Below are 18,274 nucleotides of genomic sequence, written 5' to 3'. Positions count from 1 at the left end.
TATTACGTATATTGTAACTAGAAATATGCAAAATCAAATTAAACAAAAATTTAGTCGTAAGGGGGAAATAAAATGGCATTTGCTAAAAAGCTGATTGGAGAACAAGAAGTAGGACCAGGTCCAGTAGAGCCAGGTCAGCTTCCTGAACCAACAGAGATAACTTGCATAGAAGTTACAAAGATATACGATTCATGCTCACAGAGATTGTGTTTAGACAGCATACCACCAGTTCCATTTGTGCCTACTATCACAAACCCAACATTTGGACGCTGTGAGAATGTAACTGTTTCGCTTGTATCACCTCCAGGATTTACACTTACACCTATTCCTGAAAGACCTGGATTTGCAAGAGTGCAGGCTACATTCCAAGTAACATATGATGTAGTGATTACAAATACATCTGGCGATATTCAAACATTGACAGGACTAACAACTACGTTTAATAAGGATATAGTATTGTATGTGCCAGAACCAACTATTGCCATCATGAAGTTTGAAGCTGTTGCGGAGTGTTTGTTTGGAAGAGTCAATGTTGGAACACCAACAACATTAGAGGTAATCATAGGTGTATGGATCATCATAAAATCTGCTATGGATGTACAATTATTGATACCTTCGTATGGATTCTGCCCAGTACCACCTGAGTGCGAGGAGTTTCCGACAAATGTATGTGATGAATTCATGCAGAGACCATTCCCACCTATATTTCCTCCGCAGAAAGCCCCATATTCACCATATTAAAAATATGAAAAGCCAGCATAAGCTGGCTTTTCTCATAACAATGATAGGAGGATTTTTTATGAAAATTTTATTTATGACATTTATCGATATTTTAAATTCACTTCCGCAGAGAAGTCATCATTTGATAGATTACTTAAAAGACAAATATGACTTGACGGTAGTATTTTGTAGGTATGACGATCTTGGAGTATTGAAAAAGCAAGAAGGCACGATTACTTATATAGGAATACCTGTTAAGTTTGCGAGTCTTTTTAGCCCGATGATTTTGTATAAAAAATACGTTGAACTTGATTCTTCGAAATACGATATATGTATTGCACAAGGTCCATGGGCAGGTTTGACTGCCGTAGAACTTCTGAAATCAGGAAGAATAAGCTTTTTGGCTTACGAAGATATCGACTATTTTCCTGCATTTTTTGAATATGAGGACATTTATGAGAGGACAAAAAACATGGAGAAATATTGCATTGAAAATTCTGATGTTACATTTTCTGTAAATCAACATTTGATAGAATTGAGAAAAAACATGACAGGCATTACACCATACTACATACCAAATGGTGTCAATTATGAACTGTTTAATGGCAAAAAGGAAAAACATCAAGGAATAGTCATTATATTTAGCGGTTCATTAGAGCATTGGTCAGGCGTTGAGATGCCTATAAAAGCACTTTCTATCTTAAGGCGAGAGTATGACGTTTCGATGATGATACTTGGGAAGGGGAAATATGAACATGCTCTTAGGAAATTGTCGAGAGATAGCAAAGTAGATGATGTTGTACATTTTTTGGGGAAAGTAAAGTATAGCGATTTGCCGCTGTATTTTAATAAAGCTGATATTGGACTTTGTACGCTTTTTCCAACAGAACTTATAAAATATTCTTTTCCACTTAAAGCTGTAGAATACATGGCATCTGGCCTTCCCGTGATAGCAACAGACATTGGCGATTTAGGAAAATTGATTAAAGAAAATGAGTGTGGTATAACTATAAAGTACAATGTATCTGATTTTGTTGAAAAAGCTATAGATTTGATAGAAAATTGTGATAAAATGAGTATATACGGACAAAACGGAAGGGAATTTGCTAAAACGTTTGACTGGAAAGAACTTTTTAAGAAGGAAATGGGCATAATTTTTGAAAAATTAGATAAAAGGATAAAATACAATTGAAAGGTGATGGCTATGACCAAAAGTATAAAAGATGATGTACTTTTAAGATTAAAAACCATAAAGGGGCATATAGCTGGAATCGAAAAAATGGTGGAAGAAGACAAAGGGTGTTCTAATATTTTGCTGCAAATAGCAGCGGTGAGAGCTTCTTTAGAAAAAGTTGGATTGTCAATCATAAATGAACATGCTGAACAGTGCTTTCTTGCAAATGAAGATGGAAAGATAACTTATGAGGAACTTCAAAGTGTTGTTGATTTATTAGTTAAATTTTTAAAATGAGCAATATTTGGCAGTAAAATGGGGTCAGAAAAGACCCTTCTCTATGTTGATAATGGAAATAGAAGGGTGTATAATTAATAAAAAGAAGGTGTTTTACGTGAGAATACATGGTATTGTAGAAAAGATAGAAGATGACGTAGCTATAGTTGTTCTTGATGACGACAGGAAGATAAATATTCCTACAAAGTATCTTCCCAGTAATATTGCTGAAGAAGATGCTATAGATATTTCATTGGATGTCAATGAAAGAGGAAGAAAACTAAAAAAGATGATTGAAGAATCTAGGGAAGAAGATTAATTTTTTTTAACACTAATTGTTAATAAATTAACTATTGTTTACTTAGTCTTTATCATATAATAAAATAATTGTATACAGTATACGGGTGATTTATATGGTTATTACTGTTTGTGTAGGCAGCTCATGCCATTTAAAAGGCTCCTACGATGTTATTAATAAATTAAAAAAAATGATTAAAGATTACAGCCTTGAAGACAAAGTAGAGTTAAAAGCTGATTTTTGCATGGGCAATTGTTTAAGGGCGGTTTCTGTAAAAATTGATGGTGGTACGTGCTTATCAATTAAACCAAACAGCGTTGAGGAATTTTTTAAAGAACATGTTTTAGGTGAACTAAAATGAGTGTCATTAATTTTAAAGAAGCCAATTGCAGAAACTGCTATAAATGTATTAGGTACTGCCCTGTCAAAGCGATAAAAGTTAATAATGAACAAGCTGAAATCATAGAATACAGATGCATTGCATGTGGAAGATGTTTAAATGTTTGCCCTCAGAATGCGAAAACAGTTAGGTCAGATGTAGAAAAAGTTCAATCATTTTTAAATAGAGGGGAAAAAGTTGTTTTCACTGTAGCTCCATCGTATCCTGCACTTGTTGGGCATAATAGTGCTTTAAAATTCTTGAAAGCTTTAAAAAGTTTAGGAGCCGAAATGATAGTTGAGACATCAGTAGGTGCTATGCTTATATCTAAGGAGTATGAAAAGTATTATAACGATTTGAAATATGACAACTTGATTACTACTTCATGTCCATCTGTAAATTATTTGGTTGAAAAGTACTATCCAGATCTTATAAAGTGCCTTGTACCAGTTGTATCGCCGATGGTAGCTGCTGGAAGGGCCATAAAAAGTATATACGGTGAAAGCGTGAAAGTTGTATTTATAGGTCCGTGCCTCGCTAAAAAAGCTGAGATGAGTGATTTTAGCTGTGAAGGAGCTATAGATGCTGTATTGACATTTGAAGAAGTAATGAATTTGTTTGGTACAGAGGAAGTAGATTTTGAATATATGGAAGATTATTTGGAAGATGTTGATGCTGAAGAGCAGTATAAATTGTATCCAATTGAAGGAAAAACAATTGATTGTATGGATGTTGATTTGAATTTAAGAAAGGTTGTCTCTGTGTCATCGATAGAGAATGTGAAAGATCTTTTAAATGATTTAAGATCTGGCAATTTACATGGGTATTGGATAGAAGCCAATGCTTGCGATGGCGGTTGCATCAATGGTCCTGCATTTGGAAAGTTAGAAAGTGGCATTACAAAAAGGAAGGAAGAAGTTATAAGCTATTCTCGCATGAAGGAGAGATTTAGCGATGATTTCAGCGACTTTAGCGATTTTTCTTTAGATTTAAGCCGAAAGTTTATTGATTTAAGCGATAAATGGAAAATGCCAAGTGAGGGCGAGATAAAAGAGATACTATCGAAGATTGGCAAGTTTTCACCTGAAGATGAATTGAATTGCGGTGCATGTGGCTATGATACTTGTAGGGAAAAAGCCATAGCAGTCTTTAATGGAATGGCAGAACCGTATATGTGCTTGCCATACATGAGGGGGAGGGCTGAAACGCTGTCCAATATCATAATAAGCTCTACTCCCAATGCCATAATTGCGGTCAATAACGAGTATGAAATTCAAGATATGAACAGAGCTTTTGAGAAGATGTTCTTGGTGAATTCGTCAATGGTTAAAGGTGAAGATCTATCGTTGATTTTTGACACATCTGATTTTGTAGAGGTTATTGAAAATAAGAAAAGCATTTTTAATAAGAAAGTATCGTTTAAAAATTACGGAATCATAGCATTGGAAAGCATCTACTATTTAGAGGAGTATAAAATTGCCATTGGGATTTTTACAGATATAACAAAGATGGAGAAACAAAAGGAAAGTTTCTCGAAACTTAAAAGGGAAAACTACCAGTTGGCACAGCAAGTGATAGATAGGCAGATGAAGGTTGCACAAGAGATAGCCAGCTTGTTGGGGGAAACAACAGCGGAGACAAAAGTCATACTGACCAGAATGAAAGATATGCTGTTAAATCAAGGTGATGATGAATGAGTCATTACATCGATATTGCACATGCATCATTGAATAAGTACGATGAAGAGTTGTGCGGAGATAGTGTTCAAATAATAAGAAAAAAAGATTATGTAATGGCAGTTATGGCAGATGGCCTTGGAAGTGGTGTTAAGGCCAACATTTTATCTACTCTGACAGCGCGAATTGTATCAAAAATGTTGGACATGGGTTCTGAACTAAAAGATGTGGTAGAGACGGTGGCTGAAACATTGCCAATATGTAAAGAGAGAAATATAGCATATTCTACATTTACTGTTGTTTCTATATGTGGCAATAATGCTCATCTGGTTGAATATGACAATCCATCTGTGTTTTATTTTAAAAATGGTGTGCATAAGAAGATTGACAGAAAGTGTGTTGAAATAGGTGATAAGAAAATCTTTGAAAGCAGCTTCAAATTGGATTTGAATGATGCACTGATAGTTGTATCTGATGGAGTAATTCATGCTGGTGTAGGAGGAGTATTAAATCTCGGTTGGCAGTGGGATAATGTTAAGCAATATTTATCAAAAGTATTAGAGGCCTACAGCGATGCATCAGATATTTGCTCACAGCTTATAACAACCTGTAATAATTTGTACAAGAATAAACCTGGCGATGATACAACTGCAATAGTGATAAAAGTTAACGAATCGAAAAAAGTTACGGTAATGGTAGGGCCACCGGTTTTGAAAAATATGGATGAATGGGTTGTGAAAAAACTCATGAAAAGTGAAGGATTAAAGGTGGTATGTGGCGGTACTGCTGCAAAAATTGTAAGCAGGATTTTAAATAAAGATGTGATCACATCTACAGAGTATGTTGATCCTGATATACCTCCTTATGCCCACATTGATGGAATTGATTTGGTGACAGAAGGCGTATTGACTTTAAGAAAGACTGTTGAAATTTTTAAAGAATATATTGAGAATAGCGATTCAAACTTATTGAGATTTTCAAGAAAAGATGCTGCCACTCGGCTGTTTAAGATATTAAATTACGCTACTGACGTAAATTTCTTAGTGGGTCAGGCTGTAAACAGTGCCCATCAAAATCCTGATTTTCCATCTGACCTTAGAATAAAGGTCAGGATTGTGGAAGAGCTTATAAGTTTATTAAAGGGATTAAATAAAAATGTGGAAGTAAATTATTTTTAGAAAGGATAGATTGCCTTGTTTAAGTTTAACACAGATGTTCAAATGTTAAAGTACGAGGTACTTTACAACGTTGCGAAATTGACGCTTGAAGATAGGCTCGAAGATGAATATGATGAAATACCTTACGAGATAATACCGGGAACAAAACCAAGATTTAGGTGTTGCGTGTATAAAGAAAGAGCTATAATTGAGCAGAGAACCAAAGTTGCAATGGGGAAAAATTTAAAGCGTACTATGAAACATGCAGTGGACGGTGAAGAGCCAATAATTCAGGTTTTAGATATTGCCTGTGAAGAATGCCCGATTAAAAGGTATCGTGTCACTGAAGCTTGTAGAGGATGTATTACTCACAGGTGTACAGAAGTATGTCCAAAAGGTGCCATAACGATAATAAACAAAAAGGCAAACATCGACTATGACAAGTGTATAGAATGTGGCAGGTGCAAAGATGCGTGTCCATACAATGCAATTTCTGACAATTTGAGGCCATGCATTAGATCTTGTTCAGCAAAAGCCATAACTATGGATGAAGAATTGAAAGCTGCCATAAATTATGAAAAATGCACTTCGTGTGGTGCTTGTACAGTGGCATGTCCATTTGGAGCCATAACAGACAAGTCTTATATTGTGGACATTATAAGGGCTATTAAGAGTGGGAAAAAAGTTTATGCTTTGATAGCGCCAGCCATAGCATCTCAATTTAAAGATGTAACTGTGGGACAGATAAAATCTGCTTTGAAAGAATTTGGTTTTGTCGATGTGATTGAAGTTGCTCTTGGGGCAGATTTTGTAGCTATGGAAGAGGCAAAAGAATTCAGCCATAAAATAAAAGACATAAAAGTCATGACAAGTTCATGTTGTCCTGCCTTTGTGGCACACATAAAGAAAAGCTATCCTGAGCTGTCGCAAAACATATCGACAACTGTATCTCCAATGACAGCTATATCAAAATACATCAAAAAACACGATCCTATGGCAGTGACAGTATTCATAGGTCCATGTACTGCAAAAAAATCGGAAGTCATGAGAGATGATGTAAAGGGCATAACGGATTTTGCCATGACATTTGAAGAGATGGTTGCTGTGCTGGATGCAGCAAAAATAGACATGAAAGAACAACCAGATGTGGAAGTGGATGATGCTACGCTTTTTGGAAGAAAGTTTGCAAGATCGGGAGGCGTCTTAGAGGCTGTAATTGAAGCAGTTAAGGAAATAGATGCCGATGTTGAGATAAATCCTGTAGTGTGCAATGGACTTGATGAGTGCAACAAGACGTTGAAAATAATGAAAGCCGGTAAATTGCCAAATAATTTTATAGAAGGTATGGCTTGTGTTGGAGGTTGCATTGGCGGTGCAGGCGTAATAAATAACAACGTAAACCAAGCGAAATTGGCTGTCAATAAGTTTGGTGATTCATCTTACCATAAAAACATAAAAGACAGAATCAGCCAATTTGACACTGATGACGTCGATTTTCATGTTGACCACAGTGAAGATGAGTCAAGTGAAACATCGTTTAAAGAAGCTTAGGAGTTTTAAAAATGATGGGTCCAATCTATTGGGCCCTAAATTTTTGTTGAAATATATATCATCATTAACATATAATATATTTGAATTACATAAAAATGTGAGGACTGATATGTATGGAGGTATATCTTGACAATAGCGCCACGACGAAAGTTCGTAGAGAAGTAGTTGAAAAAATGGTTGAAGTAATGGAAGTCGAATATGGCAATCCATCGTCAGTACATCGTAAAGGATATATTGCAGAAAAGATATTGTCTAAGTCAAGAGAAGATATAGCGAAATTATTGAGGTGTGAATCACATGAAGTATTTTTTACATCAGGTGGAACTGAATCAAATAATTTGGCTATACGCGGCATTGTACATGGCATGAAGAGATATGGCAATCATCTGATAACCACAAAGATTGAGCATCCATCTGTATTGAATGTCATGAAGCAGCTTGAAGAAGAAGGCTTTGATGTCACTTATCTCAATGTAGATAAACAAGGATATGTAGACTTAGATGAGTTAAAAAATGCAATAAATGACAGGACGATTTTGATGTCTATAATGGCTGTCAATAATGAGATAGGTACTATAGAACCATTGGATGAGATTGCTAAATTAAAACAAAGGAAAGATAAATTTTATTTTCATGTTGATGGTGTACAAGCAGTTGGAAAAATTAATATTGATTTAAAGAATATAAACATAGACCTTTTGTCTTTAAGCGGCCATAAAATGCATGGGCCAAAGGGCATAGGCGCTCTATACGTAAAAAAAGGGACTAAAATTAAACCTATTTTGTACGGTGGAGGACAGGAAGCCAATTTAAGGTCAGGAACTGAAAATATGCCAGGCATCGTAGGACTTGGAGAAGCATGTCGATTGATAAATGATAATTTTCTTGAATACGAGGCTAAACTTAAAGCATTAAAGAAAAGATTGTACGATGGTATAAAAAATGAGATCTCTGATATTCACTTAAATGGTCCTGACATCGATGATGGTGCTCCGCAAATATTAAATATATCCTTTTTAGGTGTAAGAGGTGAAGTATTGCTTCATGCTTTGGAAGAGAAGGGCATATATGTGTCAACCGGTTCTGCTTGTTCATCCCATAAAAACACTGAAAGCCATGTATTAAAGGCTATTGGGCTAAGTCGCGAATATATAGAAGGTGCTATTAGGTTTTCCTTAAGTGTGTTTAATACAGATGAAGAAATAGATTATACAGTTGATGTATTAAAGGAGAAAGTGAAATTTTTAAGGAGATACAAAAGGAGGTAAAAATGGAGGTTATTCTTATAAAGTATGGTGAGTTAGCTTTAAAAGGCGACAATAGAGCTTTTTTCGAAAATAAACTTGTTAGAAACATTAAAGAAGCTTTAAAAAGCTTTGACGGAGTAAAAGTTGAAAAGACACATGGGAGAATATACGTAGAAACAAGCAACGATGCAAAAGAAGCTATTGACAAACTTAGGAAGGTATTTGGAATAGTTGGAATAACAATAGCTAAAAAAGTAGAATTGGACCTTAATGCGATATACGACTCGGCAATTGAGATTATGAGGCATCATTCAAATAAAAGCTTTAAAGTGGAGACCAGGAGACCTAATAAATCATTTCCTTATGAAAGCATTGAATTAAGCAGAATGATTGGGAGTGAAATACTTAAAAATATCGATGACGTTCATGTTGATGTGCACAATCCTGATGTGGTCTTAAATGTGGAAATAAGGGAGAAGGCGTATTTATACTCTGATACCGTAGAGGGAATTGGGGGAATGCCCCTGGGCACAAATGGGAAAGCTGTTGTTTTATTATCAGGTGGAATTGATAGCCCTGTTGCAGCATGGATGATGATGAAAAGAGGAGTAGAGATAGAAGCGGTGTATTTTCATAGTCCACCATATACGCAGGAGCGTGCAAAGGACAAAGTAATTGATTTGTGCAAAAAGCTTTCAGAGTATGGACAAGATGTATATTTGCATGTGGTGAATTTTACAGATTTTCAACTGGCCATATACGACAAGTGTCCTCCAAAATTGACTACTATTATAATGAGAAGAATGATGATGAGAGTCGCAGAAAATATTGCTCTTAAGTACGGTGCAAAAGCACTTATAACAGGTGAAAGCTTAGGACAAGTTGCCAGCCAAACCATAGAGAGCTTGTACTGCACAAATGCAGTGACACACATGCCAGTGTTTAGACCGCTTATAGGAATGGATAAGAGTGAAATTGTAGAGATTTCTAAGAAAATCGGGACGTACGATATATCTATAAGGCCTTATGAAGATTGCTGTACCATATTCGTTCCAAAACATCCTATTATAAAACCTGATTTAGACGAAGTTGTCCAAGGCGAAAAAGAATTAGACTATGAACAATTTATTAGCAGTCTCCAAATAGATGAGATAAAGATAAAAAGCTAAAAAATCCCATAGGCATAAGTCTATGGGATTTTATACGTTAAATCTAAATACTATTATATCGCCATCTTCCACGACGTAATCTTTTCCTTCTAACCTCATCAATCCTTTTTCTTTTGCTGGAGTTTCTCCGCCTGATTCAACGTAATCTTTATACGATATCACTTCAGCACGTATAAAACCTTTCTCAAAATCTGAGTGTATTTTCCCGGCAGCCTGTGGTGCCTTTGTACCTCTTTTAATAGTCCAGGCTCTTACTTCCTTTGGCCCTGCTGTAAAAAATGTAATAAGTCCTAAAAGGGAGTACCCGTGACGGATTATGTTATTTAATCCAGGTTCTTCTAAGCCGTATTCGGAAAGCAATTCATATTTTTCTTCATCTGGAAGTGACGAAAGTTCTTCTTCTATTTTTGCTGATATCACAATAACATCGGATTTCTCATTTTTTGCAAAATCTTTAAGCTTCTTAACATACTCATTTTCATTTTTAGATATAAGATCGTCTTCTGATATATTGGCTGCATACATCACAGGCTTAGATGTAAGAAGCATAAGTTGATTTACAAAAGATAATTCCTCATCATCAAAGTCCATCGTGCGGATAGGCTTACCATCATCTAATGTCTTTTTGATTTTTTCCAATACATTCAATTCAAATGCAGCACTTTTATCGTTTTTAGCATATTTGGAAGTCTTTGCAATTCGCTTTTCAACAACTTCCAAATCAGCCAGTATAAGCTCTAACGTTATTATTTCGATGTCTCTTATTGGATCAATACTGCCTTCAACGTGAGTTATGTTGCTGTCATCAAAGCACCTTACCACATTTAATATTGCATCGACTTCTCTTATGTGTGATAAAAATTTATTGCCTAATCCTTCGCCTTTGCTGGCACCCTTTACTAATCCTGCTATATCGACAAATTTTATCGTGGCAGGTATTATTTTTTGAGGATTTACGATTTTTGCTAATTCATTAAGCCTTTTATCGGGCACAGATACGATTCCTACATTAGGCTCTATCGTACAAAAAGGATAATTTGCACATTCGGCGCCTGCTTGTGTTATTGCATTAAAAATCGTGCTTTTTCCAACATTAGGTAGACCGACTATTCCTATTTCCATCTGTATTCCTCCGCTTTTTAAAATCAAAAAATTTTTCTAAATACATCAAATAGATTATATATGAAAAACACTAAAACTTCAAATTGAGTCATTGGATATAATTTACATTGAATATTGTAATAAATTGACTTCATCTGAGCAAAATATTGATTGGAGGTGTTTGAATTGAAAAATAGCAAAAAAATTTTTTTAATACTTTTAGCATTGATAATGGCATTGTCTATATCTTTGACGGGCTGCAAAGCATCTAAAAAGCCATCGCTAACAAGATATACTCCTACGACGCCTAGGACGACACCAGCTCCGTCACCAGGGATGACTACTCCTGCACCGTCAAGAGTGCCGACGACACCAACTCCAACAACACCTGCACCTACTACACCGACTCCAGCGAAAAAGCCGGTTCCGCAAAGCGTGAGAGCAGCAAAAATAGCCAGCAATGTGGCAAAACTTCCTGAAGTAAACAAGGCTACTGTAGTTATATCCGGAAATACTGCTATTGTAGGTATTGACATGAAAGCCAGTGTCCAAGGTACCCATGAGACACAGGTTAAGAAAAAAGTAGAGAAGACAGTGAGAGATACTGATAAAGGGATAAAGAATGTGTCTGTAACATCCGATCCTGATTTATATACAAGGATAAACAATATAGCAAAAGGAATAGCATCTGGAAGACCATTATCTGAGTTTACTAAACAGATAACAGAGATATTAAAAAGGATAACGCCAAGTGCATAATATAAACCTGGGGAAACCCGGGTTTATGCTTTGTTGACATATTTGTAGTTTTTAAATATAATTAGGTCAATTGGATTATTATAGAAGGAGTGAAAAATATGTCCATCATAAAGGAAAACATTGCGAGTGGTATTGAACTCTATGTCAATAAACTTAATAAGTTTAAAACGGTAACAATTAATGTGTACATAAGCAATAAATTAAGCGATGAAACGGCAAAATTTGCATTGCTGCCATCGGTTTTAAGGAGAGGAAGCTTTAGCTTTAAAACGTATAAGGATATAACAAAGCATTTAGAAGATCTTTACGGTGCTACGTTTGCTTATTCGGTTTATAAAAAAGGTGAGCGGCAGATTGCACAGTTTAAGATGGAAATTGTAGATAGTACATATTTAAAGGAAGATATATTGGAAGAAAGCGTTAAGTTCATATCAGACATACTTTTGAATCCATTAATATCAAATGATGGTTTTGAACAAACGTATGTGCAACAAGAGAAAGAAAAGCAGAAGAATATTATCAATTCCCGCGTAAATGAAAAGACTAAATACGCCGTTGAAAGGTGTATAGAAGAAATGTGTAAAGACGAAGATTACGCAATTTATGAGCTTGGAAATGTAGATGACGTAGATAAAATAGATGAAAAAAATCTTTATGAGTATTATAAAAAAGCAATTAAAAGGCTTCCAATAGATATATTTGTCGTAGGCAATGTGGATGTAGACGATGTGAAAGAGTTTTTCAATAAGTATTTTAAAATAGAGAGAACGAGTGTGGATGTGATTCCAGATACGCCTATATTAAGAAAGATCGATAAGGTAAAATATGTAGAAGATAAACTTGATGTTACTCAGGGGAAGCTGACTTTAGGATACAGGACAAACGTAAATCCATGGGATGAGGAGTATTTTTCTCTTTTAGTATTAAGCGGTGTTTTGGGTGGAGGGCCTTTCTCTAAGCTTTTTATGAATGTTAGAGAAAGGGAAAGCCTTGCATATTATGCCCAGACAAGGTTAGAAAGATTTAAAGGATTAATGCTTATAATGTCAGGCATTGAAATTGAAAATTACGAAAAAGCATTGGAGATAATACAAAAGCAAGTAGAGGAGATAAAATCAGGTAATATATCTGATTATGAATTTGATTCGGCTGTGAAAGCTTTGATTACGTCGTTTAATTCAATAAAAGACAGTGGAACACAACTGGCTGATTTTTACTTATCACAAAAACTTTCACATACAAATTACAGTATAGACGATTTTATAAGTAAGGTAAAAAAAGTTACAATAAATGATATCGTGGATGTATCTAAAAAGCTGCAATTGGATACTGTCTATTTCATGACAAAAAAATGAGGAGTGATATGAGATGATGGAAGTATTTAATGACTTAATAAAAGAGAAAATGTATAAATATGAGCATGAAAGTGGATTAAATGTCTTTGTAATGCCTAAGAAAGGTTTTATAAAACAGTATGCAATGTTTGCAACTCATTATGGTTCTAATGATAGAGAATTTATAATTCCCGGTGAAAGTGAACCTACACATGTGCCAGATGGTATTGCACATTTTTTAGAGCATAAGATGTTTGAAGAAGAAAGTGGAAGCGTATTTGAGGAGTTTTCTAAGAATGGAGCTTCTGCAAATGCTTATACGAATTTTACAACTACTGCTTATTTGTTTTCATGCACAGACAATTTTTACAGCAATTTAAAACTTCTCTTGGATTTTGTCCAAAGGCCTTATTTTACAGATGAAAATGTAGAAAAGGAAAAAGGCATAATAGCCCAAGAAATTCGCATGTACGATGACGATCCGTCTTGGAGGCTCTTTTTCAATATGTTAGGCGGATTGTACCGCCAACATCCCGTAAAAATAGATATTGCAGGTACAATTGAATCTATATCAAGAATCGACAAAGACATCTTGTATAAATGCTACAATACATTTTATCATCCATCAAACATGGTTTTATTCGCAGTTGGCGATGTTGACGTGGATAAAGTTGCAGAAATCGTAAATGATAGTGTTAAAACAGAAAAAAGAAATGGAGAGATAAAGCGCATTTATCCTGATGAGCCGACTAAAATAAACAAGAATTACGTAGAACAGAAGATGTCTGTTTCGATGCCGCTATTTAATATTGGATTTAAAGACAATGACATAGGTTATGGAGGAAAGAGATTACTTAAAAAGGACATAACTACACAGATTTGCTTAGAGATTTTAGCCGGTAGAAGCTCCGACTTGTATGAAAAACTTTATAATGATGGACTTATTGATACAACTTTTGATGTAGAGTACGTAGGTGAAGTAGATCATGGTTACTCTATAATAGGTGGTCAATCTGTAGATCCTGAAGCTGTGAAAAAGGCTCTTATAGCTAAAATTTCATCCATCAATAAAGTGGATGACGGTGATTTCTATAGAATTAAGAAAAAGATACTTGGCCGATTTGTAAAATCATTTAATTCTGTTGAAAGTATTGCACACAACTTTATATCGTACTACATGAAAGACATTAATATCTTGGATTTTACATCTGTCATAGAAGATATAACTCCTGATGATGTACTAAATAGATTTAAGACGCATTTTAATGAAGATAACTGTGTATTATCTGTTGTAAAGCCATAATATGTTATAGTTTTTGATAACGAGTCATACTCGTTATTTTTTTGTGAAAAAAATTTTAATTTATTGAAGGATTTTTGAGTTTTATATAGAATAAACATAATAAGTGGTTTAAAGTGGTGCAAAGTGGTTAGAAGTGCAATAGAAATGGGTGTTCGGTATGCTGATGGGGCAATATGAACATACAATAGATCAAAAAGGGAGAGTTTTTATACCTGCCAAGTTCAGGGACGAACTGGGGTATAAATTTGTGTTGACGCGAGGGCTTGACAATTGCCTTTTTGCTTACTCATTGTCAGAATGGTCAAATATCGAGGCAAAGCTAAAGACATTGCCACTTAACAGAAAAGATGCCAGAGCATTTACCAGATTTTTCTTAGCAGGCGCCACTGAATGCGAAATAGACAAGCAGGGAAGAGTATTAATACCGAACATCTTGAGAGAACATGCAAAAATTGAGAAAGAAGTCATAATAATTGGGGTATCGTCAAGAGTAGAGATTTGGAGTAAAGAAGTATGGATGGAATATTCAAATAATATTGATGTTTCTTTTGAAGATGTTGCAGAGCATTTAGACGATTTAAACATATAAGGTGATTTTTATGGATTTCAAACATGAAAGTGTGTTGTTGCAAGAGACTATTGAATATTTAGAAATTAAGCCTGATGGTATTTATGTAGATGGAACTTTAGGCGGTGGTGGCCATTCATATGAGATATTAAGACGGCTTGATAAAGGAAAATTAATCGCAATCGACAGAGACATGGACGCCATAAAGGCTGCATCTATTAGGCTTAAAGACTTCAATAATGCAACGTATATTCATGACAATTATAAGAATATAAAAGATATATTAAAAAAATGCGGGATTAAGAGCATAGATGGTGCTTTATTAGACCTTGGCGTATCTTCATATCAATTAGATGAGGCACAAAGGGGATTTTCTTACATGCACGATGCCCCACTTGATATGAGAATGGACAAAGAAAGTGACATTACAGCAGAGTACGTTGTAAACAATTATTCAGAAGATGAAATTGCAAAGGTAATTTCTGATTATGGTGAAGAACTATGGGCTAAACGAATTGCAAAGTTCATCGTTGAGGAGAGAAAGAGAAAACCTATTAAGACTACATTTGAGTTAGTAGACGTAATAAAAAAGGCCATACCTGCATCAAAGAGGAGGACAGGACCGCATCCTGCTAAAAGAACATTTCAAGCTATAAGGATTGAAGTCAATGAAGAGCTAAAAGGGCTTGGAGATGCTATTGCTGACTTTGTAGATGCAATGAATCCGGGAGGAAGAATAGCAATCATAACATTCCACTCGCTGGAAGATCGAATAGTAAAAAATACTTACAAGAAACTGGAGGATCCGTGTACATGCCCTAAAAACTTGCCGTGTACATGTGGGAAAAAACCAGTAATAAAGATCATAACTAAAAAACCTATTGTACCAAGTGAAAATGAAATAAGAGTAAACCCAAGATCTCGAAGTGCAAAACTAAGAGTTGCAGAAAAACTGCTGTTCTAAAGTATAAGGGGGAAGAATAAATTGGTATTAGAAAAGCACAATTACGATTATGATCTAAAGCCGTATTATGAAGAAAACAAAGGTAAAAAACCCAAAAAGAATAAGAAGCTTAAAAACCTTGCAGTAATAGTTTTTGTAGGATTTTTAAGCCTTACCGTTTTGTTTAGGTATGCGTTGATATATCAAAAATCTGTTGCATTAAGCAGTGTAGAGGCAAAAGCCAGCGAAATAGAAAAGTTAAACCAGCAGTTAGAAGTCCAAATTGCTTCAATGAGCGATCTGCAGAGGATAGAAGAAATAGCGAAAAATCAGTTAGGAATGGTAGAGCCTGATAAAGGGCAGATAGTCTACATGAGTGTTGGAAAACAAAATCAAGTCGCTGAGAAAAAAACAGATGATGAAAACAAAAATAAGACTTTTTGGGGAAGGATTTTGGGACTGCTGGTGAGATAGGAGGGATTTTAAATATCACCAAGCATTTCTACCAAAAAGAGAATTTTATTTTTGCTGTTTTTTTCTATACTTATTATTAGCGTTCTCATTGTTAGGCTTTTTTGGATACAGATAGTAAAAAGCGATGAATTTCAAAAGCTTGCCATACCTCAGTGGACATTAGATGTTTCAGTTACGCCAAAACGCGGCTTGATATTAGACAGAAATGGCAAGGCACTTGCTGAAAGCGCAAGTTCTAACAAAGTTAGCATAATACCGAAAGAAGTGAAAGACAGCCAAAAAGATGAAATTGCGTCAAAGCTGGCTGAGATTTTAAAAATCGACAAAGAAGATATCCTTAAAAAGATAAACAACAAGAATGTACAAGAGGTATTGATTGCAAGGAGAATTGATGATGATACGGCTAACAAGATAAGAAAATTAAATCTATCTTGTATTGTAATATCTGGAGATACAAAAAGATATTATCCAGAGAAGAATTTAGCTTCCCACATACTTGGGTTTACAGGTGTAGACAATCAAGGACTGGACGGAATCGAGTCGGTGTACGATAGCTATTTAAGAGGAATACCTGGAAGGATTTCGTCGCCAGTTGATGCATTAGGCAGGAAAATGGGGAATGGTGAAGAAGAATACATCCCACCTATAGATGGTTACAATGTTGTTTTGACGATTGATTCAAACATACAGCATTTTGCAGAAAAAGCTCTTGATGATGCGTATGCACATACTAAGCCTACAAAAGGTGCTGTTGCAATCGTAATGGATCCTAAGACAGGTGATATTTTAGCCATGGCATCAAGGCCTGATTACGATCCAAACAACCCATTTGCAGGTCCCAAAAGCGATTGGTTTAAAAATTGGAGAGATAAGGCTATATCGGATGCTTACGAACCTGGCTCAGTTTTCAAGACAGTTACAGCGTCAGCAGCATTGGAGGAAGGTGTTGTTGGGTTAAACGAGCAATTTTATGACCCTGGATATATCATGGTTGCAGGGCAGAGAATAAATTGTTGGGCAACACATTACAGCGAAACATTTGTACAAGGAGTCCAAAATTCCTGCAACGTTGTCTTTGCGACAATTGCCCAAAGGCTTGGAGTAGACAAATTGTACAAGTACATTCATGAATTTGGCTTTGGAGAAACCACCGGCATAACATTACCTGGAGAAGCACCTGGCCTTGTAATGAAAGAAAAAGATGTAGGCCCTGTAGAGCTTGCTACAAACTCGTTTGGACAGGGTATTGCGGTTACGCCACTTCAAATGATACGAGCGGTTTCAGCGATAGTAAATGGCGGAAAACTGATGGAGCCTCATATAGTCAAAGAAATAGTCGATTCTGATGGGAAACCTATAAAAGAATTCAAACCAACTGTAATAAGGCAAGTGATATCCGAAAAGACATCAGCTACAATGAGGCAGATACTTGAAAGTGTAGTATCCGAAGGCACAGGCAAGGCAGGTTACATAGAAGGGTATGATGTTGGAGGAAAAACAGGCACTACAGAAAAATATACACCGGGGAAATACGTGGCTTCATACGTCGGATTTGCACCTGCAGAAGATCCAAAGGTGATAGCGCTTGTGGTGATTGATGAACCAAATGCCGAAACCCATTTTGGCAGTGCGTTAGCAGGACCTGTAGTAAGAAGCATATTATATGACACGTTGACGTACTTAAATGTAAAACCAAAAGGCATTGTAGTGAAGCCTCTTGTAAAAGTTCCAGATGTAAGGAATTTGAACTTGAATGAGGCTCAAAATGCATTGTTAAAAGATAAGCTGCAATTTTCCATCGAAGGAACTGGGAACACAGTTGTAGATCAAATGCCTAAACCCGGGGCAATGGTAGAAGAAGATTCGCAAATTGTCTTGTATTTAAATGAATATAATAATAACGGAAAGGTTGATGTACCTGATCTAAAAGGAAGATCTATAACAGAAGCGAGTAACATTTTAAGCTCTTTAGGGCTGAAAATAAAAATCAATGGTTCTGGTATTGCTGTAAGCCAGAAGCCAGAAAAAGGTGAAAAAGTTGATAAAGGAACAACTGTTGAAGTCGACTTTAGGCCACTGGAAAATTAATTCAAGCACAATATGCAGTTTTTGATATATGCAAACTGCATAATTGTGCTATACTAT

At 35.5% G+C, this 18,274-nt stretch carries 18 protein-coding genes; 17 read left to right on the top strand and 1 reads right to left on the bottom strand.

What is annotated here, in order from left to right; all coding sequences use genetic code 11:
- Window positions 1–72 precede the first annotated feature (72 nt).
- From BVF91_RS03900 to thiI, 10 genes are all read left to right on the top strand, one after another.
- The gene (locus BVF91_RS03900; protein WP_085112186.1) at window positions 73–741 is read left to right on the top strand and encodes a hypothetical protein; all 669 of its coding nucleotides are present in this window, start codon (window positions 73–75) and stop codon (window positions 739–741) included.
- A 58-nt stretch (window positions 742–799) separates the two neighbouring features.
- Window positions 800–1,912: a glycosyltransferase gene (locus BVF91_RS03895; RefSeq protein ID WP_085112185.1), complete on the top strand. Its 1,113-nt coding sequence runs from the start codon at window positions 800–802 to the stop codon at window positions 1,910–1,912.
- Window positions 1,913–1,924: 12 nt separating this feature from the next.
- A complete protein-coding gene (locus tag BVF91_RS03890; protein WP_013787818.1) occupies window positions 1,925–2,191 on the top strand; it encodes a metal-sensitive transcriptional regulator in 267 nt (88 codons plus the stop codon).
- 97 nt (window positions 2,192–2,288) lie between these two features.
- Window positions 2,289–2,489, top strand: a complete 201-nt coding sequence (locus tag BVF91_RS03885; RefSeq protein WP_085112184.1) for a DUF3006 family protein — start codon at window positions 2,289–2,291, stop codon at window positions 2,487–2,489.
- Window positions 2,490–2,583: 94 nt separating this feature from the next.
- Complete coding sequence (locus tag BVF91_RS03880; protein ID WP_085112183.1) at window positions 2,584–2,829, top strand: (2Fe-2S) ferredoxin domain-containing protein; 246 nt, start codon at window positions 2,584–2,586, stop codon at window positions 2,827–2,829.
- The gene (locus BVF91_RS03875; RefSeq protein ID WP_085112182.1) at window positions 2,826–4,544 is read left to right on the top strand and encodes a [Fe-Fe] hydrogenase large subunit C-terminal domain-containing protein; all 1,719 of its coding nucleotides are present in this window, start codon (window positions 2,826–2,828) and stop codon (window positions 4,542–4,544) included. The genes BVF91_RS03880 and BVF91_RS03875 overlap by 4 nt, the downstream gene beginning before the upstream one ends.
- The gene (locus tag BVF91_RS03870) at window positions 4,541–5,701 is read left to right on the top strand and encodes a SpoIIE family protein phosphatase (protein ID WP_085112181.1); all 1,161 of its coding nucleotides are present in this window, start codon (window positions 4,541–4,543) and stop codon (window positions 5,699–5,701) included. The genes BVF91_RS03875 and BVF91_RS03870 overlap by 4 nt, the downstream gene beginning before the upstream one ends.
- Window positions 5,702–5,716: 15 nt before the next feature.
- A complete protein-coding gene (locus BVF91_RS03865; protein WP_085112180.1) occupies window positions 5,717–7,231 on the top strand; it encodes a 4Fe-4S dicluster domain-containing protein in 1,515 nt (504 codons plus the stop codon).
- Between the two features lie 113 nt (window positions 7,232–7,344).
- Window positions 7,345–8,499: a cysteine desulfurase family protein gene (locus BVF91_RS03860; protein ID WP_085112179.1), complete on the top strand. Its 1,155-nt coding sequence runs from the start codon at window positions 7,345–7,347 to the stop codon at window positions 8,497–8,499.
- A 2-nt stretch (window positions 8,500–8,501) separates the two neighbouring features.
- Window positions 8,502–9,647, top strand: coding sequence for a tRNA uracil 4-sulfurtransferase ThiI (gene thiI, locus BVF91_RS03855; RefSeq protein ID WP_085112178.1), 1,146 nt, complete (start codon window positions 8,502–8,504; stop codon window positions 9,645–9,647).
- Window positions 9,648–9,677: 30 nt separating this feature from the next.
- On the opposite strand, the gene ychF is transcribed toward thiI, so the two are convergent.
- A complete protein-coding gene (gene ychF / locus BVF91_RS03850; protein WP_085112177.1) occupies window positions 9,678–10,769 on the bottom strand; it encodes a redox-regulated ATPase YchF in 1,092 nt (363 codons plus the stop codon).
- Window positions 10,770–10,934: 165 nt separating this feature from the next.
- On the opposite strand from ychF, the gene BVF91_RS03845 reads away from it, so the two are divergent.
- From BVF91_RS03845 to BVF91_RS03815, 7 genes are all read left to right on the top strand, one after another.
- Window positions 10,935–11,507 carry a YhcN/YlaJ family sporulation lipoprotein gene (locus BVF91_RS03845; RefSeq protein ID WP_085112176.1) on the top strand — a complete coding sequence of 191 codons (573 nt, stop codon included), beginning with the start codon at window positions 10,935–10,937 and terminating at the stop codon, window positions 11,505–11,507.
- 98 nt (window positions 11,508–11,605) lie between these two features.
- Window positions 11,606–12,862, top strand: a complete 1,257-nt coding sequence (gene yfmF / locus BVF91_RS03840) for an EF-P 5-aminopentanol modification-associated protein YfmF (protein ID WP_085112175.1) — start codon at window positions 11,606–11,608, stop codon at window positions 12,860–12,862.
- Window positions 12,863–12,875: 13 nt separating this feature from the next.
- On the top strand, window positions 12,876–14,144 hold the full coding sequence (gene yfmH, locus BVF91_RS03835) for an EF-P 5-aminopentanol modification-associated protein YfmH (RefSeq protein ID WP_085112174.1): 1,269 nt from the start codon (window positions 12,876–12,878) through the stop codon (window positions 14,142–14,144).
- 157 nt (window positions 14,145–14,301) lie between these two features.
- On the top strand, window positions 14,302–14,733 hold the full coding sequence (gene mraZ, locus BVF91_RS03830; protein ID WP_041592077.1) for a division/cell wall cluster transcriptional repressor MraZ: 432 nt from the start codon (window positions 14,302–14,304) through the stop codon (window positions 14,731–14,733).
- A gap of 10 nt (window positions 14,734–14,743) precedes the next feature.
- Entirely contained in the window at window positions 14,744–15,676 is a 933-nt protein-coding gene (gene rsmH, locus BVF91_RS03825; protein ID WP_085112173.1) for a 16S rRNA (cytosine(1402)-N(4))-methyltransferase RsmH, read from the top strand.
- A 21-nt stretch (window positions 15,677–15,697) separates the two neighbouring features.
- Window positions 15,698–16,129 carry a septum formation initiator family protein gene (locus tag BVF91_RS03820; protein ID WP_085112172.1) on the top strand — a complete coding sequence of 144 codons (432 nt, stop codon included), beginning with the start codon at window positions 15,698–15,700 and terminating at the stop codon, window positions 16,127–16,129.
- Between the two features lie 12 nt (window positions 16,130–16,141).
- A complete protein-coding gene (locus BVF91_RS03815; protein WP_464852150.1) occupies window positions 16,142–18,217 on the top strand; it encodes a stage V sporulation protein D in 2,076 nt (691 codons plus the stop codon).
- Window positions 18,218–18,274: the final 57 nt, after the last annotated feature.

This window comes from Thermoanaerobacterium sp. PSU-2 (assembly GCF_002102475.1).
Taxonomy (GTDB): domain Bacteria; phylum Bacillota; class Thermoanaerobacteria; order Thermoanaerobacterales; family Thermoanaerobacteraceae; genus Thermoanaerobacterium.
Note: the sequence above shows the minus strand (reverse complement) of the source record. Positions and strands in the feature narration are given on the sequence as shown.